Raw genomic sequence first — 26,714 nt, forward strand, 5'->3', positions numbered from 1 at the left:
CCCGTCACTCCCACTCGATCGTGCCCGGGGGCTTCGAGGTCACGTCGAGCACGACGCGGTTGACGTCGTCGACCTCGTTGGTGATGCGGTTCGAGATGCGTGCGAGCACGTCGTACGGCAGGCGCGTCCAGTCGGCGGTCATGGCGTCTTCGCTCGAGACGGGCCGCAGCACGATGGGGTGACCATATGTGCGGCCGTCGCCCTGCACTCCGACCGAGCGCACATCCGCCAGCAGCACGACGGGGCACTGCCAGATCTCGTTGTCGAGGCCCGCAGCGCTGAGCTCGGCGCGCGCGATGGCGTCGGCCTTGCGCAGCAGCTCGAGGCGGTCCCAGGTGACTTCGCCGATGATGCGGATGCCGAGGCCGGGCCCCGGGAACGGCTGTCGGCCGACGATCTCTTCAGGCAGTCCGAGCTGACGGCCGATCTCGCGCACCTCGTCTTTGAACAGGGCGCGCAGCGGCTCGATGAGCTCGAACTCGATGTCGTCGGGAAGCCCGCCGACATTGTGGTGGCTCTTGATGTTCGCGGTGCCTGCTCCGCCGCCCGACTCGACCACGTCGGGGTAGAGCGTGCCCTGCACGAGCCAGCGGATCGGGTCGCCTGCGTCAGCGCTCTCGGCGACGAGGTCGGCCTGCGCCTGCTCGAACACGCGGATGAACTCGCGGCCGATGATCTTGCGCTTCTCTTCGGGGTCGGTGACGCCTGCGAGGGCATCGAGGAACCGCTCGCGAGCATCGACCGTGACGAGGCGCACGCCCGTCGAGGCGACGTAGTCCTCTTCGACCTGGCGACGCTCGTCCTGGCGCAGCAGGCCGTGGTCGACGAAGACGCAGACGAGCTGGTCGCCGACGGCCTTGTGCACGAGGGCTGCGGCGACTGCCGAGTCGACGCCTCCCGACAGGGCGCAGAGGACACGGCCTGTTCCGACTTGTTCGCGGATGCGCGCAACCTGTTCGTCGATCACGTTTCCGCTGGTCCAGTCGGCGGGGATGCCCGCGACGTCATGCAGGAAGCGCTCGATGACATCCTGCCCGTAGGCGGAGTGCTTGACCTCGGGGTGCCACTGCACGCCCACGAAGCAGCGCTCGGCGTTCTCGAAGGCGGCAACGGGAGTGTCTTCGGTCGTGGCGAGCACGGTGAAGCCCTCGGGCGCTGCCGAGACCGAGTCGCCGTGGCTCATCCAGACGGTCTGCGCCTCTGGCTGGCCCGCGAGCAGCGTGCCGTGGTCGCCGACCTGCACGGCCGTCGATCCGTATTCGCGGCGCCCCGTGCGGGCCACGGTGCCGCCGAGGGCAGCGGCCATGACCTGGAATCCGTAGCAGATGCCTAGCGTCGGAATGCCGAGGTCGAAGATGTCGACGTCGAGCTTCGGGGCGCCCTCTTCGTAGACGCTCGAGGGGCCGCCCGAGAGCACGATGCCGATCGGGTTCTTCTCGCGCACCTCTGCAGCGGTGATCGTGTGGGGCACGACCTCGGAGTAGACCTTGGCCTCACGCACGCGACGCGCGATCAGCTGGGCGTACTGGGCTCCGAAGTCGACGACCAGCACCGGTCGCTGATTCGTGTCTGCCATCTGTGGCTCCTCTGTCAGGTGGGGAAAGTCGTCTCAGGCCTGGTCGGCCGGCTCGGTCGCAGCGGATTCTGCGGCAGCTGCCTTCTCTGCCCTGCGCTCGGCTCGCTTGCGGTCGAGCACGACCTTCTTGCGCTCGAGCACGTCGATCTCGGCGACAGCGATGCGGTGCATGCTGGCCTCGGTGAAGAACGAGAGGAACGGCACGACGCCGCCGAGGGCCATGATCACGAGGCGGCGCACAGGCCAGCGCATGGCCTGCCACAGCAGGAAGCACGCGAGCAGGTACGCGACGTAGATCCAGCCGTGCGCGATCAGGATGAACAGCGAGAGGTTGAAGCCCTCACCGGTCGAGATGATCTCGCAGCCCATGCCGCCCGGCACGAAGAGCGAGTACCACTGACACATCGGCTCGGGCATGACCGGCGCCAGGAAGAAGAAGCCGCGCGGATCGCCGAGGTAGACCTCAACATGCGTCGGCGAGTACTTCAGCACCATCTCGACAACCAGCAGCAGCAGGAACGATCCCGCGATGTACGCCATCCAGCGGTAGAACGTCAGCGACTTGCGGATCTTCGGGATGTTGTCGATTGGCTTTGGCACTGATTCAGTCTACCTTCGCTGCTGCTCTTCGTAGTCGGGATCGATGAGGTCGAGCTCGCCAGTATCGATGTCGTCGAGGTCGATGTCGTCGAGGTCGATGTCGTCGAGGTCGATGTCGTCGTCATCGAGCGCCTCGATGTCCTGGTCGCGGGCGTCCTTCACGAGTCGGTACCAGAGGTACAGCGCGAAGCCGCCGAACAGCAGCCACTCTGCCGCGTAGAACACGTTGAGCCAGTTGAGGTCGGTGCGCGTGACCGGCCGCTCGGAGTGGATCGAGAGCGACGTCTGCGGGTCTGCGGGGTCGTGCAGCAGCAGGTAGCCCGCATAGACCGGCGGCTCGTAGTCGCTCCAGGTGTTGATGAGGTCGGCAACGCTCATCGCTCGGCTCTCGCCGGTCTCGAAGTCGCCGATGGTGGGCGACTCGCTCGGCATATATCGACCGACCAGATCAGCCGAGCTGCCAGCGTATGCGCCCGCTTCGTTCAGAGCGGCGTCGATCTCGCCCTCGTCGCAGTCGTCGACGAAGTGCGAGGCGAATGCGAGAGACGCACCCTTGCTCTCGCCCTGCTCGACGATCGCGCGGCCGACGACCCAACATCCCTCGGCCCCCTCCTGCTTGCGTCCGTTGAGCACAATGAAATCGTCGGGCTGCACGGTCGCGGTGACGGTCACGATGCGGCCGCCCGCCTCAGAGGTCAGCGGCTCGCCGGGCACAGCGACCGAGTCGAGCGCGACCGGAGTCTCGGTGTCGCGGTCGTCGCCCTGGCCGCCTTCGACCGCTCGGGCCGTCTGCCAGTTGGCGAGGATGCCGAAAATGGCGGCGACGGCGAGGCAGGCCGCGAGGATCCCGATCCACTGGGGTCGCTTGGCCACCTGCCAGAATGTGGGTGCCGTTGTCATCGCCTCCATTCTACTGCTGACCTGCGACACCGCAGGCGCATGTCAGCCGAGGCCTTCACGCAGCGCGACGGCGACCCTACGCTGGAGACATGACTGCTGCGTCAAGCCCTGGCACGCACGAGGCGGCGCCCCATGCGCTGATCAGCGGCGGCGGCATCGCGGGGCTTGCGAATGCGATCGCCCTCGGCCGCATCGGCTGGCGATGCACCGTCGTCGAGCAGGCGCCCGCACCTCGCGAAGGCGGCTACATGATCGACGTGTTCGGAGCGGGCTGGAAAGCTGCCCGCGAGCTCTGCGTGCTGCAGCAGCTCAGGGCTGTCGGCCACGCGTTTCAAGAGCTGCGCTACATCGACGCGACCGGCCGCACGACCGCCAGCATCCCGCTCGCGCGCGTGAGCCGCAGCCTCGACCACGAGTTCACATCAGTGCTGCGGCCAGACATCGAGCAGGTGCTGCTGCGCGGGCTCCCGGCCGGCACCGAGGTGCGGTACGGCACGACGGTGACATCGATCGAGCAGCATGACGACGCCGCAGTCGCAGAGCTCAGTGACGGCAGCGAGTCTCGTGCCGACCTCATCGTCGCGGCGGATGGGCTGCACTCTAGCGTGCGCCGGCTCGCCTTCGGAGACGAGCGGCAGTTCGTACGATCGCTCGGCTACCAGGTCGGCGCCTTCATCTGCGAGGCCCCGGAGCTCGCGCGCAAGCTCGGCTCCTCCGTGCACCTCACCGACCTACTCGATCGCCAGCTGGGCGTCTTCGCGCTCAATCCCGATACCCGGGGCGCGCATCCCGATCGCGTCAGCGGCTTCGTGCTCCGACGCGACACCGAGGCGCTGCCCGACGACCCCGCGGCCGCGATCCGCGACGAGCTGCAGCACCACGGCCCCATAGGCGAGGCGCTGCGAGGGCTGGTCGGCTCGAACGTCTACTTCGACACCGTGGCCCAGGCCTTCGTGCCCAGATGGCAGTCGGCTCGCGTGGTGCTTGCGGGCGACGCCGCCCATGCAGTGTCGCTGATCGCCGGCCAGGGAGCCGCAATGGCGATGGCCGGAGCCCTGCAGCTCGCCGACGCCGTGGATCGCCACGGTGCCGTCGGTGGAGCCGCCGAGTACGAGCGCGTGTGGCGGCCGGTCGTCGAGGGCGTGCAGCGCTCGGGACGCCGCGGGGCGTCTGCGTTCGTGCCGTCGACGCGGGTGGCGCAGGCCGCCAGACGCGGCGTCGCTCGCCTTGCGAGGGTGCCCGGGGTGAGCGCGCTCGTGGCCCGCAGCATCGCCGGCCGCACACACTGAGGCGAGCCCGGGCCCTCCCATGCGCAGCCGTCATGAGCAGCCGTGATTCGGCCGTGTGTGCACGAAAGACCGCACAGTGTGCGGTCTTTCGTGACATCGCGGCTTCTCGTGAACGAGCCGCCTCGCAGCTACTCGGCCTGCGCGGGCTCCCGCGTGCCGACCGGCTGCTGCGTCGGCAGCGAGCCGAGCGGAATGATGTCGGGCGCCTCGAGGCGAGCGCGGTCTGCCGACTCGTCGTCGGGCAGCTCCTGGCTCTCGAGCTCGGCCTTCACACGCTTGTTGTAGGTGTTGACCTCGTGCTCGACGCGCGCGTCGTCCCAGCCCAGCGCATCCGCCATGATGCGTGCGGCCACGGGCGCCGCGGCGACTCCGCGGTCCCACGACTCGATCGAGATGCGGGTGCGCCTCGTCAGCACGTCGTCGAGGTGCAGCGCGCCCTCGTGCGTGCAGGCGTAGCGGACCTCGGCGCCGATGTAGTCCTCGGTGCCCGGCAGCGGCTCGGCCAGCTCGGGCGACTCGCGGATGATGTCGAGCAGCTCGTCGGTCATGACGCCGTAGCGGTTGAGCAGGTGCTCGATGCGCACGGTGTGCACGCCGAAGGCACGAGCGATCTTCGCCCGCTTGTTCCAGGCGGCGCGGTAGCCCTCTGCTCCGATCAGCGGAATCTGTTCGGTGCACGACTCGGGCACGCGGCCGTCGAGCGCTGCGGCAGCCTCGTCGATCGCGTCCTTGGCCATCACGCGGTAGGTGGTGAACTTGCCGCCGGCGATGATGACGAGGCCGGGCACAGTGTGCGCGACGTGGTGCTCGCGCGACAGCGATGCCGTCGAGCCGTCGTCGTTGGCCGCCAGCAGCGGGCGGAGGCCTGCGTAGACGCCCTCGACGTCGTCACGGGTCAGTTTGGCGCTGAGCACCGAGTTGACGTGCTCGAGGATGTAGTCGATGTCGGCGGCCGTCGCTGCCGGGTGCGCCTTGTCGAGCTCCCAGTCGGTGTCGGTCGTGCCGATGATCCAGTGGCGACCCCACGGGATGACGAACAGCACGCTCTTCTCAGTGCGCAGCAGCAGGCCCATCGTGGAGTGGAAGCGGTCGCGCGGCACCACGAGGTGCACGCCCTTCGAGGCACGCACCTTGACCTGGCCGCGGGTGCCGACCATGGCCTGCGTGTCGCCCGTCCAGACGCCGGTCGCGTTCACGACCTGCTTGGCGCGGATCTCGAACTTCTCGCCGGTCTCGACGTCGTGCGCCTGCACGCCGACGACGCGGCCGCCGACCTTCAGGAACCCCTCGGCGCGAACGCGGGGTGCGACGTGGGCGCCGTAGGACGATGCGGTGCGAGCCAGCGTCGCCACGTAGCGCGCGTCGTCGACCTGAGCGTCGTAGTACGAGAGTCCGCCGATGATCTTGTCGGTGTCGAGGCTCGGAGCCTCGCGCTGCAGCTGCTTCTTCGAGTAGTGCTTGTGCAGCGGAACACCCGGCTTCATGAAGCCCGTGTAGCTGAACGCGTCGTACATCGCCATGCCGGCGCCGATGTAGAAGCGCTCGGCGAGCGGCGTCTGCAGCGGGTACAGGAACTTGACCGGCTTCACGATGTGCGGAGCAAGGCGTTGCAGCAGCAGGCCGCGCTCGATGAGCGCCTCGCGCACGAGCCCGAAGTTGAACTGCTCGAGGTAGCGGATGCCGCCGTGGATGAGCTTCGACGAGCGGCTGGAGGTGCCCGACGCGAAGTCGCGGGCCTCGATGAGCCCGGTGCGCAGGCCACGGGTCGCGGCGTCAAGCGCTGAGCCGGCGCCGACGATGCCGCCGCCGATCACGAGCACATCGACCTCGCGGTCGCGCATGGTGGCAATTGCCTCCGCGCGCTCTTCGGGGCCCAGCTTGCGTGAGCGTGAGACAGGTCGGCGGTTCTTTGTAGTTGCCATGATTGACTCCTTCGATCTCTACGAGTTCGACAGCACCACGTCGATGCGCTGGAACTCTTTCACGTCTTGGTATCCGGTTGTGGCGAGGGCCTTGCGCAGCGCCCCCGTCAGGTTCGCTGTTCCGTCGGCGACCGGCGCCGGCCCGTTGAGCACGACTTCGAGCGGGCCGACCTGCTCGACCTTCACGCGGTTGCCGCGAGGCAGCTTCTGGTTGTGCGCCTCGGGACCCCAGTGCCAGCCGCGGCCCGGTGCATCCGTCGCCCGTGCGAGCGCGGTTCCGAGCATGACTGCGTCGGATCCCATCGCGAAGGCCTTGACGATGTCGCCGGAGGTGCCGAGCGAGCCGTCGGCGATGACCTGCACGTAGCGTCCGCCCGACTCGTCGAGGTAGTCGCGGCGAGCGGCCGCGACATCGCTGATGGCCGTTGCCATGGGCGCGTGGATGCCGAGCACCGAGCGCGAGCTCGACGAGGCTCCCCCGCCGAAGCCGACGAGCACGCCGGCGGCTCCTGTGCGCATGAGGTGCAGCGCCGCCGTGTAGGTTGCGACGCCGCCGACGATCACCGGCACATCGAGCTCGTAGATGAAGCGCTTGAGGTTGAGTGGCGACGCGCCCTCCGTCGAGACGTGCTCAGCAGAGACGGTCGAGCCGCGGATCACCATGAGCTCGACGCCGGCGTCCAGCACCGTCTCGTAGTGGTTCAGTAGCTCAGCCGGGCTCAGGCTCGCGGCGACCGTGACGCCGGCTTCGCGGATCTCAGCCAGACGCGCCTTGATCAGCTCGCCCTTGATCGGCTCGGCATAGATCTCGCGCATGCGGCTGGTGGCCTGCTCGCCGGGAAGCTGTGCGATCTCGGCCAGCAGCGGCTCGGGGTCTTCGTAGCGAGTCCAGACGCCCTCGAGGTTGAGCACGCCGAGCGAGCCCATCTTGCCCATCGCGATGACCGTCGCCGGCGACGCGACCGAATCGGTCGGCGCTCCGATGAACGGCACCTCGAACTTGTAGGCATCGATCTGCCACCCCAGGTTCACGACCTCGGTGTCGCGAGTGCGCCTGGTCGGCACAACCGCGATGTCGTCGAACGAGAAGCCCCGGCGGCCGCGTTTGCTGCGGCCAATCTCAATATCGCTCACACACCTACCCTAGTCCCGGGTGATCAGCGCGCGCAGTCGCTCTTTCGCCGAATGCACCTCAGCAACCACCTCGGCAGTCGCCCCTTCGTCGAGGTCGTGCCCGCGCATCCATCCCCGAACGCTGCGCCGCAGATCAGCGAGTTCACGATCGACTGTCGCTGCCGAGAACTTCGCCCCCGCATCCGTGTCGGGAGCCCACTCGGCCCCGCTCCGATCGGTCGGAGGCTGCTCCGAAGCCCGTGCCGCGGCGAGGTCTGCCCGCAGCGTCTTCATCGAGGCGCGCACGCTCTCGCGTACATCGTCAGCAAGGGATCGAACGGATGCCGACACGGTTCCCAGCATCTCGTCGACGCGGTGCGCATTGGCGGTCATGTACTCTCGGCCCGCGTCCGTGAGCGCGTAGCTCGTCGTACGGCCCTGTCGCTTGCTCTCGACCAGGCCTTCGCCTTCGAGCTTGGCCAGCCGCGGATAGATCGTGCCGGGGCTCGGCGTGTAGGTGCCGCCGAAGCGCTCGTCGATCAGCTGGATGAGCTCGTAGCCGTGCCGGGGCTTCTCTTCGAGCAGATGCAGTAGGAACAGCCGCAGGTCGCCGTGGGCAAACACCGCGCTCATCGGTGCATCACGGTGAGGTCACCCGAGACTGACGAGCTCGTGATGCGCACGGTCGCCTCACCCTCTGTCTCGACCGTCTGCCCTCCCTTGACGGCCTGGCCGTCGAACAGCCGCATCCATCCGCTGACCGAGCGAAGCCGGGCGGCGACCCCCAGGTCTGCGTCGAGCCGGGCGGTCACATTGCCCGAGACGCTGTTGATGCTGATCGACGATGTATGCCCGCTGAGGTCGAGCAGCACGTCAGCCGACACCGTGTCGACGCCGATCTCGTCGGAGCTGCCCATGACTGTGACCTCGCCGCTGACCGTGCGCGCTTCGAGTCGACCGTCGAGGTCGAACACGTCGACCCTGCCCGAAGCTGAGTTGATGTCGATGCGCCCCGTGACCCCGTTGACCTGGATCTCACCCGTTGCCGAGTTCACGGTGGCACCAGCGGTAAGGTCGCTCACCAGCACCTCGGCCGTCTTGGTGCCGACCTTGACCTTGGTGCCTCGCGGTGTCAGCACATGCACGCTCGCCTTCGTCGACGAGCCGAACACCGACTTCAGCGAGTCGAAGGCTCGCGAGAACTGCATCTTGGGCTGGTTGATGTTGAGCAAGCCGTCGTCAAGGCTGATGTCGACGTTCTCGTGCACGACCCCGTCGACCTCGATGCGCGTGTCGTCGCCGTCATGGCCGACGACGCTCACCTGGCCGCCCATGAGGCCGATATGCAGCTCGCGCACCTCGGTCATATCGATCGTGCGACTCGACCCCGGAGCCACGCGCCAGGCCTGCACGGTGTAGTCGGCGTCACTCTGGCTGCTGAAGTCGCTCTTGTCGTCTGCGTTCGTGTCGTTCATGGATTCCCCCCATTGCGATATATCGCGTTACAGAAACACGATATATCGCGAGATGCACGAGCGCAAGCAGAATCCGTGAGTCAGCGTCTCAGTTGCCCCGTCCGTTGCTGACACCGCCAGCGCGCGGCCGCAGGTCTGCGCCCATCCCGGCAAGCATCGGCTCGGGAGCCGCCGTGCCGCTGCGCACTTCCATCGCCTGTCGATACAGCCGCCCCGCACGATACGACGAGCGCACCAGAGGCCCCGACATCACGCCCGAGTACCCCATCGCCATGGCCTGCCGGCCGAACTCGGCGAACTGGTCGGGCTCGACCCAGCGGTCGATCGGGTGATGCCGCAGCGAGGGCCGCAGGTACTGGGTGATGGTGATGAGCTCGCACCCGGCGTCGTGTAGCTGCGCGAGCGCGTCGACGACCTCTTCGTCGGTCTCGCCCATGCCGAGGATCAGATTCGACTTGGTCACTAGGCCCGCCTCGCGGCTCCAGCGCAGCACGTCGAGGCTGCGGTCGAAGCGAAAGCCGGGGCGGATGCGCTTGAAGATGCGCGGAACCGTCTCGACGTTGTGCGCGAACACCTCCGGGCGCGTGTCGAAGAGCTGCTCGAGCAGGTGCCGGTGCCCCGTGAAGTCAGGAGCCAGCATCTCGACGCCGACGCCCGGGTTCACCTCTTTGATCTTGCGCACCGTCTCGGCATAGAGCCAGATGCCCTCGTCTTCGAGATCGTCGCGGCAGACGCCCGTGACCGTCGCGTACCGCAGCCCCATCTTGTTGATCGAGTCGGCGACGCGGCCGGGCTCCTCTGCGTCGAACGCGGCCGGCTTGCCCGTGTCGATCTGGCAGAAGTCGCAGCGCCGCGTGCACTGGTCGCCGCCGATCAGGAACGTGGCCTCGCGATCCTCCCAGCACTCGTAGATGTTGGGGCACCCGGCCGACTGGCAGACCGTATTGAGATCCTGCTCTTTCACGAGCGCCTTGAGCTCGCGGTACTCGGGCCCCATCTTCGCCGTCGTCTTGATCCACGAGGGCTTGCGCTCGATGGGGGTCTGCGAGTTGCGGACTTCGAGCCGCAGCATCTTGCGTCCGTCTGAGGCAACGCTCATCGCTGCTCCTCCTTGTTGGTCTCGGCAATGGTGTCGAACGGCTCGAAGTCGAGCAGCTCCTGCAGGTGTCGGGCGAATGCCTCGGCGACCTCACGCACGTGCGGGGCCGCTGCACCGCGCCCGGCGAGCTCGGTCTGCATTGACGTCACCCCCGCGTCGGTGATGCCGCAGGGCACGATCTGATCAAACCCCTGCATCCCGCACGAGACGTTGATCGCGACTCCGTGCATGCTCACGCGCTGACTGACGCGAACGCCGATCTGCGCGATCTTGCGGGGCCCGGCGGCGTCGTCGAGCCAGACTCCGGCGCGGTCGGCGATGCGACGTGCGCGGATGCCCCACTCGGCGAGGGCGCGCAGGATCGCCTCCTCGAGACGGCGCACCCAGTCGACGACTCGCACCGCGTCGGGCAGCGCCACGATCGGATACACGACGGCCTGGCCCGGTCCGTGCCAGGTGATCTTGCCGCCGCGATCGACCCAGACGACGGGCGTCTGGTCGACGGGCAGCTCGTGCTGCTCGGTTCGCGAGCCCGCGGTGAACACGGATGCGTGCTCCAGCAGCAGCGTCTCGCTCTCGCCGCCGCCGCACACGCTCTCGTGCAGCCGCCGCTGCAGATCCCACGCCCACTGATAGTCGACTTCGGCACCGAGCCATCTGGTCTTCATCGACCGCGGCTTCGCTGCTGCTTCCTCAAGTGTCTCTTGCACAGAGAAAGGGTAACGGGTGTTGTTGCCCTACGTCTAATTGCATATCGTGCACCTGCTTGTCACGCCAGAGAGCCCACGGAATGTGCTCGGAATAGGTCGCCGAGAAGTCGCGTTGTACGCTCATGTTGAGTCGAGTGCTCCGAGATGCGGTGAGATTCCGCACCTGTGGTCAAAGCCCACAAACCAGCGCAAGCTGGCCTGGCAGGTGAAATTCCTGCGCAGACCGTACAGTCGGGATGGGAGGCAGCACCCGCTGTCGTCGCGCGCCCCGGACATCCGACTCGACCCCACCGGAGTCGAGATGCCAATGAACGCAACCACGAGCGAACCCGCCCAGCCAGACGCTGCACAGCCAGACGCTGCCCAGGGCGCCATGGCGCATGCGCTGCAGATCGCTCTGCGCGGCCCCCGCACCCTCAACCCCCAGACGGGCGCCGTCGTGGTCTCCGCAGATGGCCGCACGCTCGCAGAAGGCTGGCACCGCGGTGCCGGCACGCCCCACGCTGAGGTCGACGCGCTCTCGAAGCTCTCCCCCGGCGAGGCCGAAGGCGCGACCATGGTTGTCACGCTCGAGCCCTGCAACCACTTCGGCCGCACCGGCCCGTGCGCCCTCGCACTGATCGAGGCCGGCATCAGCCGCGTGGTCTACGGAGCCGCCGACCCCGGCATCGAATCCGGAAGCGGGGCCGAGCGCCTTCGCGAAGCCGGCGTGCAGGTCGAGCGATGGGCCGTCGACGAGGCCGAAGCCCTGATTGCAGACTGGCTGCTCGTGCAGCGCACCGGGCGCCCTCGCGTCACGGTCAAGTGGGCGCAGTCCCTTGACGGCCGCACCGCCGCCGCAGACGGCACAAGCCAGTGGATCACGGGCGACGCAGCCCGCGAGCACGTGCACCAGCAGCGCGCGGCCCACGACGCGATCGCAGTCGGCACCGGCACCGTCATCGCTGACGACCCGCGACTGACCGCTCGAATCGAGGGCGCATCCCAGCCCCGCCCCGTCGTGTTCGGAACCCGCAGCGTTCCGGCGGATGCGCGCATCCGCGAACACCCGCACGAGTTCCAGCAGGTCAGCGGAGACCTCACAGCCAGCCTCGAGCTGCTCGCGTCGCAGGGAGTGCAGTCGGTCTATGTCGAGGGCGGCCCCACACTAGCGAGCGCCTTCCTCCGCGAGGGCCTTGTCGACGACATTCACGTCTACATCGCGCCGACACTGCTCGGCGGCGACAGGCTCGCTACCGGCGATGTGGGCGTCACGACCATCGGCCAGCAGCTGCGGCTCGCGGTCTCGAAGACACAGCAGCTCGGCGACGACATACTGCTGATCGCACACCCGGCCGCAGACGCGGCAGCCAAGAAGGAGGACGCCTAGTGTTCACAGGCATCATCGAAGAGCTCGGCGAGATCACCGAGTTCAGCCGCGACGGCGACCGCGCGACCCTGGTCGTTCGCGGGCCCATCGCCGTGAGCGACGCGAAGCACGGCGACTCGATCGCCGTCAACGGTCTCTGCCTCACAGTGGTCGACCAGACCCACGACACGTTCACCGCATTCGTCATGGGTGTCTCGCTCGACACCGGCGCACTCGGCGACAGCAAGGTCGGCGACCGCGTCAACCTCGAGCGAGCCGCGGCCCTCGGTGACAGGCTCGGCGGCCACATCGTGCAGGGGCACGTCGACGGCACAGCGACGCTGCTGCAGGTCGAGCCGGCCGACGACTGGAGCGTGTACCGCTTCAGCCTCAGCGACGACCTCGCGACCTACGTGGCGCGCAAGGGCTCGATCACGGTCAACGGCGTGAGCCTCACTGTCTCAGCGCTTTCTGACGCTGACGCGGAAGAGCACTGGTTCGAGGTCTCGCTCATCCCCGAGACGCTTCGAGCGACCGTGCTCGGCGCGCTCGAGGCTGGCGACCGCGTCAACATCGAGACCGACATCCTGGCAAGACACGTGGCGCGGATGCGCGACCTCGTGGCAGCGCAGCACACGACTGCACACGCAGCAACCGCATCGAACGGAGAGAACGAATGACCGACACCATCGAACGCGCCCTCGAGGTGCTGCGCGAAGGGCGACCTGTCATCGTCGTCGACGACGAGGGCCGCGAGAACGAGGGCGACCTCATCCTCGCCGCTGACGCCGCCACGACCGAGTGGGTCGCCTTCATGGTGCGCCACACCTCTGGCTACCTCTGCGCGCCGATGCCCGGCGACTTCGTCGACCGCCTCGGCCTGGCCCCGATGGTCGTCGACAACGAAGACACCCGCAAGACCGCCTACACGGTCTCGGTCGACGCATCCGATCGCAACACCACCGGCATCTCGGCAGACGACCGCGCCCACACTGCACGCGTTCTGTCGAACCCCGACTCGGGGCCGACAAGCGTCGTTCGCCCGGGTCACGTGATTCCGCTGCGTGCTGTCGACGGCGGCGTGCGCGAGCGCTCGGGGCACACCGAGGCAGCGGTCGAGCTGACGCGGCTGGCGGGCATGCAGCCCGTCGGACTGATCGGCGAGCTGGTGGCAGACACCGGCGAGATGCTGCGCATGAAAGAGCTGCTGCGGTTCGGCGTCGAGCACGACCTGCCGCTGATCACGATCGCAGACCTGATCGAGTACCTCGACGCCGGTGCCCAGCCGCAGGAGGCTGCTGCCTCGGTCTCGGCCTCGTCGCACGTCAAGTTCGAGGTCGAAACCGTTGTGCCGACGATCTACGGCAACTTCACGATGCGCGCATACCGCGACCGCTCGACCGGCGCAGACCACGTCGCCGTCATGGTCGGCGACTCGCTGCCCGACGACGCGCTCGTGCGCGTGCACTCCGAGTGCCTCACCGGCGAAGCGTTCGGCTCGCTCAAGTGCGAGTGCGGACCGCAGCTGAACGAGGCGCTCGAGCAGATTCAGGCAGAGGGCGCAGGTGCTGTCGTCTACATGCGCGGCCACGAGGGCCGCGGCATCGGTCTCATCAACAAGCTGCGCGCATACCGTCTGCAGGAGGGCGGCCTCGACACGCTCGAGGCGAATGTCGCGCTCGGCTTGCCCGGTGACGCCCGCGACTACGCGGCAGCCGCTGCAATCATCGACGACCTCGGTGCCGAGAGCATCCGCCTGCTGACCAACAATCCTCTGAAGCGCACGCAGCTCGAAGAGCACGGCATCCGCGTTTCTGCGACCGAGCCCCTCGTCGTGGGCGTCGGCGAGATCAACGAGCACTACCTCGCGGTCAAGCGCGACCGCATGGGTCACACCCTGCCGGCGAACCTGCTTCCTGAGGCGCCGAAGCAGTCCGAGATTCACCAGGCAGAGGAGAACTGATGGCAGGCGAAGGAGCACCCCAGCTCGCAGACGTCGCAGCGGCCGGCATCACCGTCGGCATCGTGCACGGCCAGTGGCACGACCGCATCGCAGGCGGCATGCTCGAGAGCGCCCGCCGCACACTGGCGGCTGCCGGCGCGACGGTCACCGAGCACCCTGTTCCGGGAGCCTTCGAGCTGCCGGTCGTCTCGCAGGCGGTGCTGGAGGCAGGGGCGGATGCAGTGGTCGCCCTGGGCGTCATCATCCGCGGTGGAACGCCGCACTTCGAGTACGTCTCGGCAGCCGCAACGCAGGGTCTCACCGACGTTGCGCTGCGCACCGGCAAGCCCGTCGGATTCGGCGTGCTGACCCTCGACGACGAGCAGCAGGGCATCGACCGTGCCGGCTTCGCCGACTCGAAGGAAGACAAGGGCCGCGAGGCCTCAGAGGCAGCGCTGCTGGCGGCGCTCGCGCTTCGAGACATTCAGCAGCCGTCCAGCTGACACGGAGCCCGAGGGCAGTGTCGTGGGCGATTCTGGTGGAGTGAACACACTGCGCCGCCCCTTCACTGCCCTTGCTCTCGGCCTCATCGCCAGCGTCGGACTGAGCGGATGCGTCTTCGCCGGTTCGCAGAACCCGACGAGCCCTGAAGACGGCATCATCGAGATCGGTGCCGACGAGCTCGAGTCGAATCCGGTCACGTCGGTCGAATTCTCGCTCAACAAGCCGGTGCAGGGCTATGACGACAGCACCTACATCGTGCAGGACACCGCTGCGATCTCACAGTTCGAAGCCGCGCTGCTCGACCACAGCGAGCACGGCGAGCCCTTCGAGGATGCCGACATGACTGGCGGGACGACCGCCGATGTCAAGTTCACACAGGCCGATGGCGCGACGGGCGATCTCAAGGTGCGCAACTACGAGGGCGACACGCAGAAGGCCATCGTCGAGCTGCTCGAGGGCTGGCACCAGCAGCTGCCCGAGCTCTACGTCGAGGACGAGATCGTCGAAGCCATTGTCACCTCAAGCGTCGACCCTGCCGAGATCCGCGTGTCGGATGCCGCGCAACTCGACGAGCTCGCATCCGCGATGCGCGACCACGGCATCTTCAGCGACTACTCGAGCCCACTGCCTGAGATCATGCCGACGCTCGGCACCGCGGTCTACGACGTGACCGTCACGCTCGCCGGCGGCGACGAGATCACGCTGCACCTCGACCCGGCAGCGCTCGAGACCGCATCATTCAGCGCAGTCGCCCGAGGAATCGTGGCCGACTGGAGCTGAACCGCTCGAATCAGAAGCCGAGGAAGAGAATGCCCACGCAGATCAGCGCGAACACGATCGAGATCCACTGCATGGGCACCCAGAAGACCGAGTGGTAGCCGGCGCGCTTGAACTGACCGCGACCGTCGGCGATGATCGACTCGATCATCTGGTCGGCTTCAGCAGCCGAGGTCGGCTGCGTGTTGCGGTAGACGAGCTGGCCCGACTGCGCGACCTGCTGCAGGCGCGGACGCTCTGCGGCCTCCCACGCTTCGGCTTTCTTTCGGGGCGAGATGACGTTGAGGTACCAGCCGTGGGCGAACCCGCCCGCCGCACCGAGGATGCCTCCGAGACCCATGAACATGAGCGTTGAGCCGTTGTCAGTCGACGCGGCGTTGCCGATGGCGGCCCCGATCGCGAGGCCCACGAGTGTGTAGATGAATGCCAGGATGCCCCAGCCGCGCCAGATGATCATTGCTGAACACTATCTGAGGAAGAGTGACTTCAACCTGTGAGTTGCGAAGAACATTCCGACGACGATCATGACCGCGAAGTAGAGCACGTGCCAGATGATCGAGAAGTCGATGATTCCGGTCGTGAGCATGCGAATCATGTCGACCCCGTGCCACAGCGGAAGCGCCATGATCACCCACTGGATCTGCTCGGGGTACACCTCGATCGGAAAGAACGTGGCTGAGAGCAGGAACATCGGCATCATCAGGAAGAACACGAAGTCGAGGTGCTGGAACGTCTTCATGTAGCTCGTGATCGCCATGCCGAAGGCGGCGAACCCGAATGCGACGATGAGGGCCGCCGGAATCGCCAGCAGTGCCGTCCAGGCGAGGTTGAGGCCCATGAGGGTCGTCACCAGCATGAATCCGGTCGCATAGAGCAGCCCGCGGAACAGCGCCAGGATGATTTCGCCCAACGCGATGTCGAAGGGTCCGAGCGAGGTCGAGAGCATGCCCTGGTAGAGCTTCGCGTAGTGCATCTTGAAGAACACGTTCATCGTGGAGTCGTAGACCGCGCCGTTCATCGCGCTGACTGCCATGAGCGCCGGTGCGATGTACGCGGCGTACGCCACGTCGACGCCCATGAACTGCACGCTGCCGATCAGCGCGCCGAGCCCGACGCCCATCGACAGCAGGTAGAAGACGGGCTCGAAGAACCCGGTGAGCACGATCATCCAGTTGTTGCGGGCGATGACGCGCATCCCGCGCGACACGACGCTGCGCGTGTTGCGCGAGTAGATGCCCTGCATGATCCGGCGGCTCTGTGTCTGTTCGCTCATGACTGCAGCCTCTTCGTGAAGTGTCGCACCGACAGCACCCAGCCGAGCACGATCAGCGCCAGCGGATAGGCGATGTGCACGAGCGTGAGCCAGCCGTGCTGCTCAGAGCCGTAGGAGACGAGCCTGCCGAGCTCGACCGAGTGCCAGAGCGGCGAGATCCAGCCGATCCAGTGCAGGCCGGGGTGCAGGGTCTCGAGCGGAAAGTATGTTCCGCTGAACAGCGTGAGCGGAGTGATCACGAACCGCTCGATGAACGAGAGCTGCCCGCGGTCGTCTTTCTGCGTCGCGACCCACGCCATGACGCAGAGCGACACCGCGAGCCCGAGCAGTGCTGCGATCGGCAGCAGCAGGAGCGGACGCCAGCCGTTCACGATGTCGAAGTTGTACATGACCAGCAGGTACATCGCCGAAGCAGGCAGGTAGCGGGCCATCGTGCCCACGGTGAACCCGGTGACGATCTGCCGCGGCGTGAGTGACGTGTCGCGCATGCCCAAGAAGATCGGCGTCCACTTGAAGCCGCCGAACACGCCGAATGTCGACTCCTGGGCAGCCGAGACGATGACGCCGGCCAGCAGCAGCGCCGGCGCGAGGAACTCGATGTAGCTGACGCCGTCGATCGCCTCGGCTCCTTGGCGCTCGTTGACGAGCACGCCGAGCCCGGCGCCGAGCCCCAGCAAGTAGAGCACGGGCGAACCGAGGCCGATGATGAAGAACGAGCCGATGTAGTTGCGCATCGCGCGGATGCGGTGCTCGGCGACATACCACCAGCCCATGCGGCGAGTGCGTGCGAACGGTGTCGTCATGCGGCCTCAGTCGATCAGCGAGCGCCCGGTGAGGCGCAGGAAGACGTCTTCGAGGCTCGAGCGGCGCACGAGGCTCGTCACGGGCTGCAGGCCGCGGTCGGTCACAGCGCTGAGCGCCTGCTCGCCGTTGTCTGCGTACACGAGCACACGATCGGGCAGCACCTCGACGCGGTCGCCGATGCCCTCGATCGTCTTGGCAGCCTGCTCGTTCTTGTCGGTTCCGAAGCGCACCTCGAGCACCTCACGAGTCGAGTACGAGCGGATGAGGCTCGCGGGACTGCCCTCCGCGACGATCCTGCCGTGGTCGACCACGACGAGTCGGTCGCAGAGCTGCTCGGCCTCGTCCATGTAGTGCGTCGTCAGCACGAGCGTCGTGCCGCGCTCCTTGAGCCGGAACAGGCGATCCCAGAGCACGTGCCGTGCCTGCGGGTCGAGGCCGGTGGTCGGCTCGTCGAGCAGCATCACCTTGGGCTCGTTCATGAGCGCCCTGGCGATCGTGAGGCGTCGCTTCATGCCGCCGGAGAGCGCATCGACGCGCGCCTTCTTCTTCTCGACCAGCTGCGCGAACTCGAGCAGCGCATCCGCCCGCTCGTTGACGACAGCGCGAGGCAGACCGAAATAGCGGCCGTAGACATAAAGGTTCTCCCGCACCCGCAGCTCTTCGTCGAGGTTGTCGGCCTGCGGCACGATGCCGAGCATCGACCGGATCTCAGGACCATTCTCGTTCGCGTCGAGCCCCAGCACTTCGAGGCGGCCCTCGGTGCGCAGGCTCGTTGCCGCGATCATGCGCATCGTCGTCGACTTGCCGGCGCCGTTGGGGCCGAGGAAGCCGAAGGACTCGCCTGCCTTGATGTCGAAGTCGATGCCGTCGACAGCTGCGAAGTCGCCGTAGCGCTTCGTGAGCCCCTCGGCGATGATGTGTGATTCAGGCATGACGACCAACCTAGCCGAGGCCAGTGACACGTCTACGCTTGAAGCGTGAGCACCGACGCCCGAAAGGCACGCGAGCCGCTCGCCCTGCGCGGATTTCGCACATACTGGGTCGCCAGCACGATCGGCTTCGCCGGGCTCTCAGTGTCGACGATCGCTGTCGACGTGCTCGTCATCGAGGTGCTCGGTGCGACCGAGGCCCAGGTCGGCTTCGTGCGAGCTGCGCAGTTTCTGCCATACCTGCTCATCGGACTCGTCGCAGGCGCGCTCGTCGATCGCTGGCGGCGACAGCGGACGCTGATCGTCGGCAATCTCGTCCAGGCGGCGCTCGTGCTCGTCATCCCGCTGCTGTTCATGCTCGGGTCGCTCAGTGTCTGGCTGACAGCAGCCATGCTGTTCGCGGCCGGCTGCTGCGGCGTCTTCATCGCGGCCGCCGAGCAGGCATACCTGCCCGACCTCGTGCCTCGGCGCTCGCTCGTGCTCGCCAACGCCCGTCTCGGCCAGTCGATGACGATCGCACAGACTTCGGGCCCTGCTGCCGGCGGCCTGCTGCTGACAGCTCTCAGCGCACCGCTGGCACTGGTGGCCACAAGCGCAGCCCGCATCGGCACAGCACTGATGATCGCGCGCATCAGACGACCCGAGCCTCCGCCGCATCCGACGAAGACCCGCATGCTGCGCGGCATCGCAGAGGGCGTCGGATTCGTCTACCGACACCGCACCCTGGCGCCGCTGGCCGCCTCGACGCACGTGTGGTTCTTCGCCAACAGCATCGCGATGACCGTGCTCGCGCTGTTCGCGCTGCGGGGGCTCGGCCTCTCCCCCGTCGCGTACGGCCTCGTACTGACGGCGGCTGGCGTCGGCGGGCTGGTGGGTGCTCTCGCAGCCAATGCAGCGGCGGCACGGATGGGCGAAGGCAACACGATCATCGCCTCTCGCGGTCTCTGCGCGCTCACCTGGGCGGGCACGGCGCTGACCCCTGATTTCGATGCCACATGGACTACCGTCGCCGCGCTGTGTGCTGTGCAGCTGCTCTATGGCTTCTCTCTGGGCCTCGAGGATCCGAGCGAGATGGCCTACCGCCAGACGGTGACCCCACGAGCAATGCTGGGGCGCGTCGGCTCGACGATGCGGTCGGCCAATCGCACTGTCGCGGTCATCGGGGCGCTGTCTGGCGGCGTGATGGCTGGCGTGCTCGACTACCGTCCGACGCTGCTGATCGTCGTTGGAATCTTCGCCGCGGCCGCGCTGGTCGCTCTGCTCTCACCGCTGCGCGGAGCTCGCGTCGAGCGATGACCCATGCTGCCGAGGGCACGTCAGGTCGGCGTACACTGGCGCTTGGCTTTTCTCGATGACACAATCATCCGCCTTGCACGCGGCGCCACGGTTACCGCCGATTCGCCTGTGCAGAACGACAATTGCAACATGTTCGGGCCCTGCCCACTAGGAAGCTATCCCCAATGACCACAACCGAAGCCAAGAAGGCGAACTCACCGCGCAAGGTGATCCTGGCCAGCCTCATCGGCACGTCCATCGAGTTCTACGACTTCTACGCGTACGCGACAGCAGCCGTGCTCGTGTTCCCGACGCTGTTCTTCGCATCTGACGACGAGACCACGTCACTGCTGGCGTCGTTCGCCGTGTTCGGCGTCGCGTTCATCGCCCGCCCCCTCGGCTCGATTCTGTTCGGCCATTTCGGCGACAAGGTCGGCCGTAAGAAGACCCTCGTCGCATCACTGCTCACCATGGGCATCGCGACGACGCTCATCGGCCTCCTCCCGACGGCGCAGACCCCCGGCTGGGAGATCCTGGCGCCCACACTGCTTGTGATCATGCGCTTCGGACAGGGCCTGGGGCTTGGAGGCGAATGGTCAGGCGCGGCACTGCTCGCGACCGAGAACGCCCCTCCCGGAAAGCGCGCCATCTTCGGCACCTTCCCGCAGCTCGGCGCCCCCATCGGCTTCATCCTGGCCAACACCGTCTTCATCGCTCTCAGCTATGGCCTCACCGAAGCCGAGTTCCTCGCGTGGGGCTGGCGCGTGCCATTCCTCGCAAGCGCAATCCTGGTCATCGTCGGTCTCTGGGTGCGCATCTCGCTCATGGAGACTCCGTCATTCACAAAGATGGTCGAGAAGCAGGCCGTTGCCGCAGTGCCGGTGGCTCGCGTGTTCAAGACCGCATGGAAGCCGCTCATCCAGGGCACGTTCATCATGTTCGCCACCTACGTGCTGTTCTATCTGATGACGACCTTCACACTGACCTACGGCACCGCCGACACCGATGCAGACGTCGCGGGCCTCGGCTACGAGCGCACTGACTTCCTGTGGATGCTCGTCTTCGGCGTGGTGTTCTTCGGCATCTTCACCCTCGTCTCCGGCCCCCTGGCCGAGAAGCAGGGCCGTCGCAAGATGCTCACGTGGGTCACGATCTCGATCGCAGTGTTCGGACTGCTGTGGGTGCCGCTGCTCGCCGGCGGCTTCGTCGGCACGATGTTCATGCTGTCGCTCGGCTTCACGCTCATGGGTCTCACGTTCGGCCCCATGGCCGCCTACCTGCCTGAGCTGTTCCCTGCGAACGTGCGCTACACCGGCAGTGCGATCGCCTACAACGTCTCGAGCATCATCGGTGCCGCTGTGGCCCCGTTCATCGCGGTCGCCCTCTGGACGCTCGGGGGCGGCAGCACGTTCTGGGTCGGCATCTACCTCGCTGCAGCAGCCGTCGTCACGTTCGTCGCACTGCGCCTGACGCACGACACGAAGGACCTCGAGTACACCGAGAACCTCGAGTAGCAGAGGGCCTCACACAAGCAGATCGCCGGGCGTCAGTGACGCCCGGCGATCTGCTTTGCTGACGGATGCGCAAGCCAAGTCGGTTGCGCCGCGCAGGTCACGAACGATCGCGCCGCATGCGATCGACTCGACGGCGCCCGCTGATGGGCACGACAAGCAGAAAGTAGACCATCTGGATGCCGAAGATCGTCCAGAACACCCACATCTGGTCGCGCAAGAGCACGGATGCGGCAATCGCGCTGATGACCAGTACCGCGATGACGATCAGGTGCGTCGGCCGCAGCAGCTCGTACCGGTAGTCGGCGCTGAAGTGACGAAGTCAGTCCTGGCGCTGGTAGACGTCGGGAGTTCCGTCGTCGTCAGCGTCGATCGCGTCGCGCACGGCGATCTTCTTGTAGTGGCGGTTGCGCACCGAAAGCAGGATGGCAGCGAGAATCGCCGCAAGCACCGACGCTTTCAGCACCCCTGCCTTCGCGAGATCGTGCACGGGGTCGCCCGAGTCGAAGCTCAGCTCGGTCACCAGCAGCGACACAGTGAACCCGATTCCGGCGAGGAGGCCGACGCCGAGCAGATCGATCCACTTGTACGACGGGTCGAGGCTGCGACCCATCGCCTTGTTCGCGATGAAGGTCACGAGCGAGATGCCGATGGGCTTGCCGAGGATCAGCGCGGCCATGATCGCGATCGTCACCGGCTCGGTGAACCCGGCGATGAAGCCGTCGACTCCCCCGACAGAGACCCCCGCTGCGAAGAACGCGAAGATCGGCACCGCAACACCTGCCGACAGGGGGCGGAAACGGTGCTCGAACTCCTCTGCCAGTCCCGGCGCATCCGTCTTGCCCTTCGCGAAGACCGGAACAGCGAAGCCGAGCAGCACACCGGCGATGGTCGCGTGGATTCCAGACTCGTGCATGAACACCCAGGCGAGGATGCCGAGCGGCAGCAGGATGAGCCAGGCTGCCCACATGCGCGTGGCGAAGAACTTGCGGCAGAGGTGCGCGAGCAGGCCGTAGACGATGATGATCGCGATCGAGGTGCCCAGCGGCATGAACTGGATCTCATCGGTGTAGAAGATGGCGATGATCGAGATGGCGAGGAGATCGTCGACGACCGCGAGCGTGAGCAGGAAGATGCGCAGGGGCGAGGGCAGGTGCGAGCCAATGATGGCCAGCACCGCGACCGCGAATGCGATGTCGGTTGCGGTCGGAATGGCCCAGCCCTGCGAGAGCCCTTCGTGACGACCCGCGATCGCGAGGTACACCAGGGCCGGCACGGCGACGCCGCCGAATGCCGCGGCGATGGGCACGACGGCGGTCTTGAACTTGCGGAGGTCGCCGATGACGAACTCCTTCTTCAGCTCAAGGCCGACCAGGAAGAAGAAGATCGCGAGCAGCCCGTCGGCAGCCCAGGTGCCGAGCGACAGCTTCAGGCCGATGGCTTCGAAGCCGACCTCGAAGTCGCGCATTGCGAAGTATGCATCTGCCCACGGGGTGTTCGCCCAGACGATGGCGATCGCGGCGAACGCGACGAGCAGCCCGCCGCCCACGGTCTCTTTGCGCAGAATCGTTCCGATTCGCGTCGCTTCTGAGTGGCTGCCGTAGTCAGGAAACTGACCGGGCTGGGGCTTCGATGCTTCGGATGTCATGGGATTCCGTTCCAGGGTGCGATGATTGAACCTGTCGACCAGACTTCCCGACGCACCGTCGACAATGCTAACCGAGATGTCTGTCTCGGCCGAAATATGAGGAGAGTTGCGCATATGGCGTTTGGTCGTCGCCAGAAGGATGAAGGCCCGCGTGCGAGCCTGAAAGAGCTGCTGCCGTATCTGTTCGTGCGGCGCGGTCTGTTTGCCGGAGCAATCGTGCTCTCGCTGATCGGAGCGGTCACGTCGCTTATCCAGCCGCTGTTCGTGCAAGAGATCATCGCTCGCGTCGAGCAGCAGTCACCACTTGCCTGGCTGCCCCTCCTGCTGGTCGTGTTCGTGCTCGCCGATGCGCTGGTGTCGGGCTTCGAGCACTTCCTGCTGCAGGTGATCGGCGAGAACGTCGTGCGCGGCAGCAGGCGCAGGCTCGTCAGCCGCATGCTGCACCTGCCCATCATCGAGTTCGACGCACGCCGAACCGGCGACCTCGTCTCTCGCGTCGGCAGTGACACGACGCTGCTTCGCGCGGTGCTGACGCAGGGGCTCGTCGAAGCCATCGGCGGCACGCTGACGCTGGTCGGCGCCGTCATTGCGATGGCCATCATCGACCCCATGCTGCTCGGCGTGACCGTCGGCGTCGTCGCCATCGCGATCGTAGCGATGGTCGTCGTCATGCCGCTGCTCTCGCGTGCCACAAGGCGCGCACAGGAACAGGTCGGCCACCTCACCAGCGCCCTTGAGCGCGGCATCAGCGGAATCCGCACGATCCGCGCTGCCGGCGCATCCGAGCAGGAGATCTCTGAGATTCACAGCCGCACCGACGATGCATATCGGGCAGGGATCAAGGTCGCGCAGATCTCGGCGTTCGTTGTGCCGGTCGCAGGCCTTGCCATGCAGCTGGCCTTTCTCGCCGTGCTCGGACTCGGCGGCCTGCGCGTCGCTTCAGGCGACCTCGCTATCGCCCAGCTGGTGGCATTCCTGATGTTCCTGTTCTTGATGATCATGCCCCTCGGCCAGCTATTCGGTGCGATGTCGGCGGTCTCGCAGGCGCTTGGCGCGCTCGGCCGCATCCAGGAGATCGTGCGATTGCCGAGCGAGGCTGAGGTGCCTGCGGCTGCCGCTCAGCCGAGCAGACAGACGGATGCGGCAATTGAGTTCGTCGACGTCTCGTTCGCCTACCCCGAGCAGGTCGTGCACGCGAAGTCGACGACGTCTGACGAGGCTGCTGCTGAGGGCGCCGTGTCGCCGAAATCGGTGCTTCGGAATGTGTCGTTCCGGGTTCCGCGCGGGTCGAAGATTGCGCTCGTCGGTCCGTCAGGTGCGGGCAAGTCGACCTCGTTCGCTCTCATCGAGCGGTTCTACGAGCCTGACACGGGTTCGATTCATGTCGACGGCGGAGACGTTCGCTCACTCAGCCACGAGGAGCTGCGCTCGCGCATCGGCTATGTCGAGCAGGATGCGCGGGTGCTGGCGGGCACGATCCGCGACAACCTGCGCATCGGCAGGCGAGGTGCCACCGAGGGCGACATGCTCGATGTGCTCGAGCGGGTCAACCTCGCTGAGATCGTCGACCGCGCAGACGACGGGCTCGACACCCAGGTCGGCGAAGGCGGCGTCAAGCTGTCTGGCGGACAGCGTCAGCGCCTCGCGATCGCACGCGCCCTGCTTGCTGCCCCGCCCATCCTGCTGCTCGATGAGTCGACGTCGAGCCTCGACTCGCTGAACGAGATGCGCATGAAGGAGGCGATCGACGCGGTTGCCGTGGGCCGCACGATGCTGGTGATCGCCCACCGGCTCTCGACCGTGGTCGACTCCGACGCGATCATCGTGCTCGATGAGGGGCAGGTGTGCGCGGTCGGCTCGCACGACGAACTGCTCGAGACATCGGCCCTGTACCGCTCGATCGCCTCACATCAGCTGCTCACCAACTGATCTAGTGTCGAGTAACGCTGGTGTTTGACCGTCAAACACCAGCGTTACTCGACACTGACTCAAACGAACTCGACGCGCGCACCCGGACGGTTCAGCACCACCACCGGCGTCACCGCCGAGTACCCGGCTGCCTTGATCGCATCGAGGTCGAGACGCAGCAGGGGCGTGCCGGCAGCAACCTCGTCGCCCTCAGCAACGAGCGCCTCGAGCCCGGCTCCATTGAGCTTCACGGTGTCGATGCCCGCATGCACGAGCACCTCGATGCCATCGCTGAGCGCAAGGCCGACCGCGTGCGGCGCAACCGACACCACGCGGCCGGCCGCCGGCGCGACGACCATGCCATCGACGGGCTGCACTGCCAGGCCGGGGCCCAGGGTTCCGGCCGCGAACACCTCGTCGGGCACCTCCTGCAGCGTGATCACCTGACCCTGCACCGGCTGGCGCAACCTCACGACAGCCGACTCGGCGACCGCAGCCGCCGCATCCGCTGTCTGATCCGGCCCCTCTTCAGGAACCCGGCCGGCGATGATGTCGTCCATCGCGTCGCGCACGAACTGCACGTTGAGACCGTAGATGACCTGCACCGACTTGCCACCGGGCTTGACGGTCGCGATCGCACCGGCCTGCTTCAGCGCCTGGTCGTCGACGAGCGACGGGTCGGCGACTTCGAGACGCAGCCTGGTGGTGCAGTTGTCGAGGCTCGTGATGTTGCGCTTGCCGCCGAGTCCGTGCAGGAAACCGGATGCCGCAGTCGCGTACTTGCCGCCACCTGCAGTCGCCAGCGTGCCTGTGCTGCCGGTCACAGCCTCGTCTTCTGGCTCGCGGCCGGGCGTCGGAAGCTTGAGCTTGAGGATCACGAAGCGGAACACGATGAAGTAGACGCCGAACCAGAACACGCCCATCACGAGCAGCATCCACGGATTCTGCGCCATCGGGTTCGCCCATCCGAGCACCATGTCGATGAAGCCCGCAGAGAAGCCGAAGCCCATGCGGGTCGGCAGCAGCGCGGCGATGAACATCGAGATGCCGGTGAATGCCGCGTGCACGACGTAGAGCACAGGCGCGAGGAACATGAAGGCGAACTCGAGCGGCTCGGTGACTCCGGTCAGGAACGAGGCAAACGCGGCCGAGATCATGATGCCCGCGGTTGCCTTGCGGCGCTTGGTCTTTGCGGTGACGTACATCGCGAGCGCTGCACCGGGCAGGCCGAACATCATGATCGGGAAGAATCCGGCCATGTACTGGCCGGTGACACCGAATGTGCCGGTGCCAGCGAGGAAGTTGTTGAGGTCGTTGATGCCTGCGACGTCGAACCAGAACACCGAGTTGAGCGCGTGGTGCAGGCCGAGCGGAATCAGCAGGCGGTTCAGGAATCCGTAGATGCCGGCGCCGACCGGGCCGAGCGTGAGCATCCACTCGCCGAAGATGACCAGGCCGTTGTAGACGAAGGGCCAGATGAAGAACAGCGCGACCGCCACGACCAGCGAGATGCCGGCGGTGATGATGGCGACGGAGCGCTTGCCCGAGAAGAACGAGAGGTAGTCGGGCAGCTTCGTGTCTTTGAACCGGTTGTAGCTCCAGGCGCCGATCAGACCGCAGATGATGCCCACGAACACGTTCTGGATCTTGCCGAAGGCCGGGTCGACGGCTTCGAGCGCCTCAGCGCCGGTGAGCAGCTGCACGGTCTCGGGCTTCAGTAGGGTTGTGACTGTGAGCCATGAGACGAGGCCGGCGAGCGCAGACGTGCCATCAGATTTGTCGGCCATGCCGATCGAGATGCCGATCGCGAACAGCAGCGCCATGTTGTCGATGAGCGCGCCGCCGGCTGCGGTCAGGAACACCGAGGCGATGTTGTCGCCGGCGAGGTTCGTGATCCAGTAGCCGACGCCGAGGAGGATTGCGGCGACCGGCAGCACTGCCACCGGCAGCATGATCGATCGGCCGAGTCGTTGGAAGAATTTCATGAGGGCTCCCGGTACCAGTTGTGCGCCCTCCGCTGAGCCTGACCGCTGCGGGCGCCTTCGCCCCGTGCACCGACTCTTGAGAGATGCGTTTGATCGTTAACTTCATTAAGTTAATATGGGAGACTA

At 66.6% G+C, this 26,714-nt stretch carries 25 protein-coding genes and 1 riboswitch; of the genes, 10 read left to right on the forward strand and 15 right to left on the reverse strand.

What is annotated here, in order from left to right; genetic code table 11:
• Window positions 1-4: 4 nt before the first annotated feature.
• From guaA to CZ674_RS11390, 3 genes are read right to left on the reverse strand one after another with little or no spacing between them, the layout of a single operon-like run.
• Window positions 5-1,576, reverse strand: a complete 1,572-nt coding sequence (gene guaA, locus CZ674_RS11380; RefSeq protein WP_200810099.1) for a glutamine-hydrolyzing GMP synthase — start codon at window positions 1,574-1,576, stop codon at window positions 5-7.
• Window positions 1,577-1,609: 33 nt separating this feature from the next.
• Window positions 1,610-2,176, reverse strand: a complete 567-nt coding sequence (locus tag CZ674_RS11385) for a DUF3817 domain-containing protein (RefSeq protein ID WP_234988565.1) — start codon at window positions 2,174-2,176, stop codon at window positions 1,610-1,612.
• Between the two features lie 9 nt (window positions 2,177-2,185).
• Complete coding sequence (locus CZ674_RS11390) at window positions 2,186-3,076, reverse strand: SURF1 family cytochrome oxidase biogenesis protein (RefSeq protein WP_159456976.1); 891 nt, start codon at window positions 3,074-3,076, stop codon at window positions 2,186-2,188.
• A gap of 89 nt (window positions 3,077-3,165) precedes the next feature.
• Here CZ674_RS11390 and CZ674_RS11395 point away from each other — a divergent pair, with 89 nt between their 5' ends.
• Window positions 3,166-4,365: an FAD-dependent monooxygenase gene (locus CZ674_RS11395; RefSeq protein ID WP_086992648.1), complete on the forward strand. Its 1,200-nt coding sequence runs from the start codon at window positions 3,166-3,168 to the stop codon at window positions 4,363-4,365.
• Window positions 4,366-4,493: 128 nt separating this feature from the next.
• Here CZ674_RS11395 and CZ674_RS11400 read toward each other — a convergent pair whose 3' ends face one another.
• From CZ674_RS11400 to lipB, 6 genes are all read right to left on the reverse strand, one after another.
• Window positions 4,494-6,287: a glycerol-3-phosphate dehydrogenase/oxidase gene (locus CZ674_RS11400; RefSeq protein WP_086992649.1), complete on the reverse strand. Its 1,794-nt coding sequence runs from the start codon at window positions 6,285-6,287 to the stop codon at window positions 4,494-4,496.
• Between the two features lie 18 nt (window positions 6,288-6,305).
• Window positions 6,306-7,421 (reverse strand): GuaB3 family IMP dehydrogenase-related protein, encoded by a 1,116-nt coding sequence (locus CZ674_RS11405; RefSeq protein ID WP_086992650.1) that lies wholly within the window; start codon window positions 7,419-7,421, stop codon window positions 6,306-6,308.
• A 9-nt stretch (window positions 7,422-7,430) separates the two neighbouring features.
• A complete protein-coding gene (locus CZ674_RS11410) occupies window positions 7,431-8,033 on the reverse strand; it encodes a PadR family transcriptional regulator (RefSeq protein ID WP_086992651.1) in 603 nt (200 codons plus the stop codon).
• Complete coding sequence (locus tag CZ674_RS11415; protein WP_086992652.1) at window positions 8,030-8,875, reverse strand: DUF4097 family beta strand repeat-containing protein; 846 nt, start codon at window positions 8,873-8,875, stop codon at window positions 8,030-8,032. The genes CZ674_RS11410 and CZ674_RS11415 overlap by 4 nt, the downstream gene beginning before the upstream one ends.
• Before the next feature lie 88 nt (window positions 8,876-8,963).
• Entirely contained in the window at window positions 8,964-9,974 is a 1,011-nt protein-coding gene (lipA, locus tag CZ674_RS11420; RefSeq protein WP_086992653.1) for a lipoyl synthase, read from the reverse strand.
• A complete protein-coding gene (lipB, locus tag CZ674_RS11425; protein WP_234988566.1) occupies window positions 9,971-10,684 on the reverse strand; it encodes a lipoyl(octanoyl) transferase LipB in 714 nt (237 codons plus the stop codon). The genes lipA and lipB overlap by 4 nt, the downstream gene beginning before the upstream one ends.
• A gap of 132 nt (window positions 10,685-10,816) precedes the next feature.
• A riboswitch (FMN riboswitch) is annotated at window positions 10,817-10,936 on the forward strand.
• A 49-nt stretch (window positions 10,937-10,985) separates the two neighbouring features.
• Here lipB and ribD point away from each other — a divergent pair.
• Genes ribD through CZ674_RS11450 form a run of 5 tightly spaced genes read left to right on the forward strand, consistent with a single transcriptional unit; the run spans window position 10,986 to window position 15,258 of the window.
• Complete coding sequence (ribD, locus tag CZ674_RS11430; protein WP_407640222.1) at window positions 10,986-12,053, forward strand: bifunctional diaminohydroxyphosphoribosylaminopyrimidine deaminase/5-amino-6-(5-phosphoribosylamino)uracil reductase RibD; 1,068 nt, start codon at window positions 10,986-10,988, stop codon at window positions 12,051-12,053.
• Window positions 12,053-12,712, forward strand: coding sequence for a riboflavin synthase (locus tag CZ674_RS11435; RefSeq protein WP_086992656.1), 660 nt, complete (start codon window positions 12,053-12,055; stop codon window positions 12,710-12,712). The genes ribD and CZ674_RS11435 overlap by 1 nt, the downstream gene beginning before the upstream one ends.
• The gene (gene ribA, locus CZ674_RS11440) at window positions 12,709-13,995 is read left to right on the forward strand and encodes a GTP cyclohydrolase II (protein ID WP_086992657.1); all 1,287 of its coding nucleotides are present in this window, start codon (window positions 12,709-12,711) and stop codon (window positions 13,993-13,995) included. Before CZ674_RS11435 ends, ribA begins: the two co-directional genes overlap by 4 nt.
• Window positions 13,995-14,477 (forward strand): 6,7-dimethyl-8-ribityllumazine synthase, encoded by a 483-nt coding sequence (gene ribH, locus CZ674_RS11445; protein ID WP_086992658.1) that lies wholly within the window; start codon window positions 13,995-13,997, stop codon window positions 14,475-14,477. The genes ribA and ribH overlap by 1 nt, the downstream gene beginning before the upstream one ends.
• A 40-nt stretch (window positions 14,478-14,517) precedes the next feature.
• On the forward strand, window positions 14,518-15,258 hold the full coding sequence (locus tag CZ674_RS11450; protein WP_086992659.1) for a hypothetical protein: 741 nt from the start codon (window positions 14,518-14,520) through the stop codon (window positions 15,256-15,258).
• A 10-nt stretch (window positions 15,259-15,268) separates the two neighbouring features.
• On the opposite strand, the gene CZ674_RS11455 is transcribed toward CZ674_RS11450, so the two are convergent.
• The 4 genes from CZ674_RS11455 to CZ674_RS11470 are packed head-to-tail and all read right to left on the reverse strand — an operon-like array spanning window position 15,269 to window position 18,264.
• Window positions 15,269-15,712: a hypothetical protein gene (locus CZ674_RS11455; protein ID WP_086992660.1), complete on the reverse strand. Its 444-nt coding sequence runs from the start codon at window positions 15,710-15,712 to the stop codon at window positions 15,269-15,271.
• Between the two features lie 9 nt (window positions 15,713-15,721).
• On the reverse strand, window positions 15,722-16,528 hold the full coding sequence (locus CZ674_RS11460) for an ABC transporter permease (RefSeq protein WP_086992661.1): 807 nt from the start codon (window positions 16,526-16,528) through the stop codon (window positions 15,722-15,724).
• Window positions 16,525-17,331 carry an ABC transporter permease gene (locus CZ674_RS11465; RefSeq protein WP_086992662.1) on the reverse strand — a complete coding sequence of 269 codons (807 nt, stop codon included), beginning with the start codon at window positions 17,329-17,331 and terminating at the stop codon, window positions 16,525-16,527. Before CZ674_RS11465 ends, CZ674_RS11460 begins: the two co-directional genes overlap by 4 nt.
• 6 nt (window positions 17,332-17,337) lie before the next feature.
• Window positions 17,338-18,264, reverse strand: a complete 927-nt coding sequence (locus CZ674_RS11470; protein WP_086992663.1) for an ABC transporter ATP-binding protein — start codon at window positions 18,262-18,264, stop codon at window positions 17,338-17,340.
• Between the two features lie 45 nt (window positions 18,265-18,309).
• On the opposite strand from CZ674_RS11470, the gene CZ674_RS11475 reads away from it, so the two are divergent.
• The 3 genes from CZ674_RS11475 to CZ674_RS14535 all read left to right on the forward strand — a co-directional run bounded on the left by CZ674_RS11475 (window position 18,310) and on the right by CZ674_RS14535 (window position 21,349).
• Entirely contained in the window at window positions 18,310-19,557 is a 1,248-nt protein-coding gene (locus CZ674_RS11475; protein ID WP_086992664.1) for an MFS transporter, read from the forward strand.
• 164 nt (window positions 19,558-19,721) lie between these two features.
• Window positions 19,722-21,050, forward strand: coding sequence for an MFS transporter (locus CZ674_RS11480; RefSeq protein WP_086992665.1), 1,329 nt, complete (start codon window positions 19,722-19,724; stop codon window positions 21,048-21,050).
• 176 nt (window positions 21,051-21,226) lie between these two features.
• Entirely contained in the window at window positions 21,227-21,349 is a 123-nt protein-coding gene (locus CZ674_RS14535; protein ID WP_268802404.1) for a hypothetical protein, read from the forward strand.
• Between the two features lie 20 nt (window positions 21,350-21,369).
• Here the strand turns inward: CZ674_RS14535 and nhaA are convergent, their stop codons facing one another.
• Entirely contained in the window at window positions 21,370-22,695 is a 1,326-nt protein-coding gene (gene nhaA, locus CZ674_RS11485) for a Na+/H+ antiporter NhaA (protein WP_086992666.1), read from the reverse strand.
• Window positions 22,696-22,809: 114 nt separating this feature from the next.
• Here nhaA and CZ674_RS11490 point away from each other — a divergent pair, with 114 nt between their 5' ends.
• The gene (locus CZ674_RS11490; RefSeq protein ID WP_234988567.1) at window positions 22,810-24,624 is read left to right on the forward strand and encodes an ABC transporter ATP-binding protein; all 1,815 of its coding nucleotides are present in this window, start codon (window positions 22,810-22,812) and stop codon (window positions 24,622-24,624) included.
• Window positions 24,625-24,683: 59 nt separating this feature from the next.
• Here the strand turns inward: CZ674_RS11490 and nagE are convergent, their stop codons facing one another.
• On the reverse strand, window positions 24,684-26,588 hold the full coding sequence (gene nagE, locus CZ674_RS11495) for an N-acetylglucosamine-specific PTS transporter subunit IIBC (RefSeq protein WP_086992668.1): 1,905 nt from the start codon (window positions 26,586-26,588) through the stop codon (window positions 24,684-24,686).
• Window positions 26,589-26,714 lie beyond the last annotated feature (126 nt).

Origin of the sequence: Agrococcus casei LMG 22410 (assembly GCF_900163565.1) — a bacterium.
Taxonomy (GTDB): domain Bacteria; phylum Actinomycetota; class Actinomycetes; order Actinomycetales; family Microbacteriaceae; genus Agrococcus; species Agrococcus casei.

Coding starts and splice junctions, on each gene's coding strand:
- guaA (WP_200810099.1), bottom strand. CDS start 1,576: ATGGCAGACACGAATCAGCGACCGGTGCTGGTCGTCGACTTCGGAGCC.
- CZ674_RS11390 (WP_159456976.1), bottom strand. CDS start 3,076: ATGACAACGGCACCCACATTCTGGCAGGTGGCCAAGCGACCCCAGTGG.
- CZ674_RS11395 (WP_086992648.1), top strand. CDS start 3,166: ATGACTGCTGCGTCAAGCCCTGGCACGCACGAGGCGGCGCCCCATGCG.
- CZ674_RS11400 (WP_086992649.1), bottom strand. CDS start 6,287: ATGGCAACTACAAAGAACCGCCGACCTGTCTCACGCTCACGCAAGCTG.
- CZ674_RS11410 (WP_086992651.1), bottom strand. CDS start 8,033: ATGAGCGCGGTGTTTGCCCACGGCGACCTGCGGCTGTTCCTACTGCAT.
- CZ674_RS11415 (WP_086992652.1), bottom strand. CDS start 8,875: ATGAACGACACGAACGCAGACGACAAGAGCGACTTCAGCAGCCAGAGT.
- lipA (WP_086992653.1), bottom strand. CDS start 9,974: ATGAGCGTTGCCTCAGACGGACGCAAGATGCTGCGGCTCGAAGTCCGC.
- ribD (WP_407640222.1), top strand. CDS start 10,986: ATGCCAATGAACGCAACCACGAGCGAACCCGCCCAGCCAGACGCTGCA.
- ribA (WP_086992657.1), top strand. CDS start 12,709: ATGACCGACACCATCGAACGCGCCCTCGAGGTGCTGCGCGAAGGGCGA.
- ribH (WP_086992658.1), top strand. CDS start 13,995: ATGGCAGGCGAAGGAGCACCCCAGCTCGCAGACGTCGCAGCGGCCGGC.
- CZ674_RS11455 (WP_086992660.1), bottom strand. CDS start 15,712: ATGATCATCTGGCGCGGCTGGGGCATCCTGGCATTCATCTACACACTC.
- CZ674_RS11460 (WP_086992661.1), bottom strand. CDS start 16,528: ATGAGCGAACAGACACAGAGCCGCCGGATCATGCAGGGCATCTACTCG.
- CZ674_RS11465 (WP_086992662.1), bottom strand. CDS start 17,331: ATGACGACACCGTTCGCACGCACTCGCCGCATGGGCTGGTGGTATGTC.
- CZ674_RS11470 (WP_086992663.1), bottom strand. CDS start 18,264: ATGCCTGAATCACACATCATCGCCGAGGGGCTCACGAAGCGCTACGGC.
- CZ674_RS11480 (WP_086992665.1), top strand. CDS start 19,722: ATGACCACAACCGAAGCCAAGAAGGCGAACTCACCGCGCAAGGTGATC.
- CZ674_RS14535 (WP_268802404.1), top strand. CDS start 21,227: ATGCCGAAGATCGTCCAGAACACCCACATCTGGTCGCGCAAGAGCACG.
- nhaA (WP_086992666.1), bottom strand. CDS start 22,695: ATGACATCCGAAGCATCGAAGCCCCAGCCCGGTCAGTTTCCTGACTAC.
- CZ674_RS11490 (WP_234988567.1), top strand. CDS start 22,810: ATGGCGTTTGGTCGTCGCCAGAAGGATGAAGGCCCGCGTGCGAGCCTG.
- nagE (WP_086992668.1), bottom strand. CDS start 26,588: ATGAAATTCTTCCAACGACTCGGCCGATCGATCATGCTGCCGGTGGCA.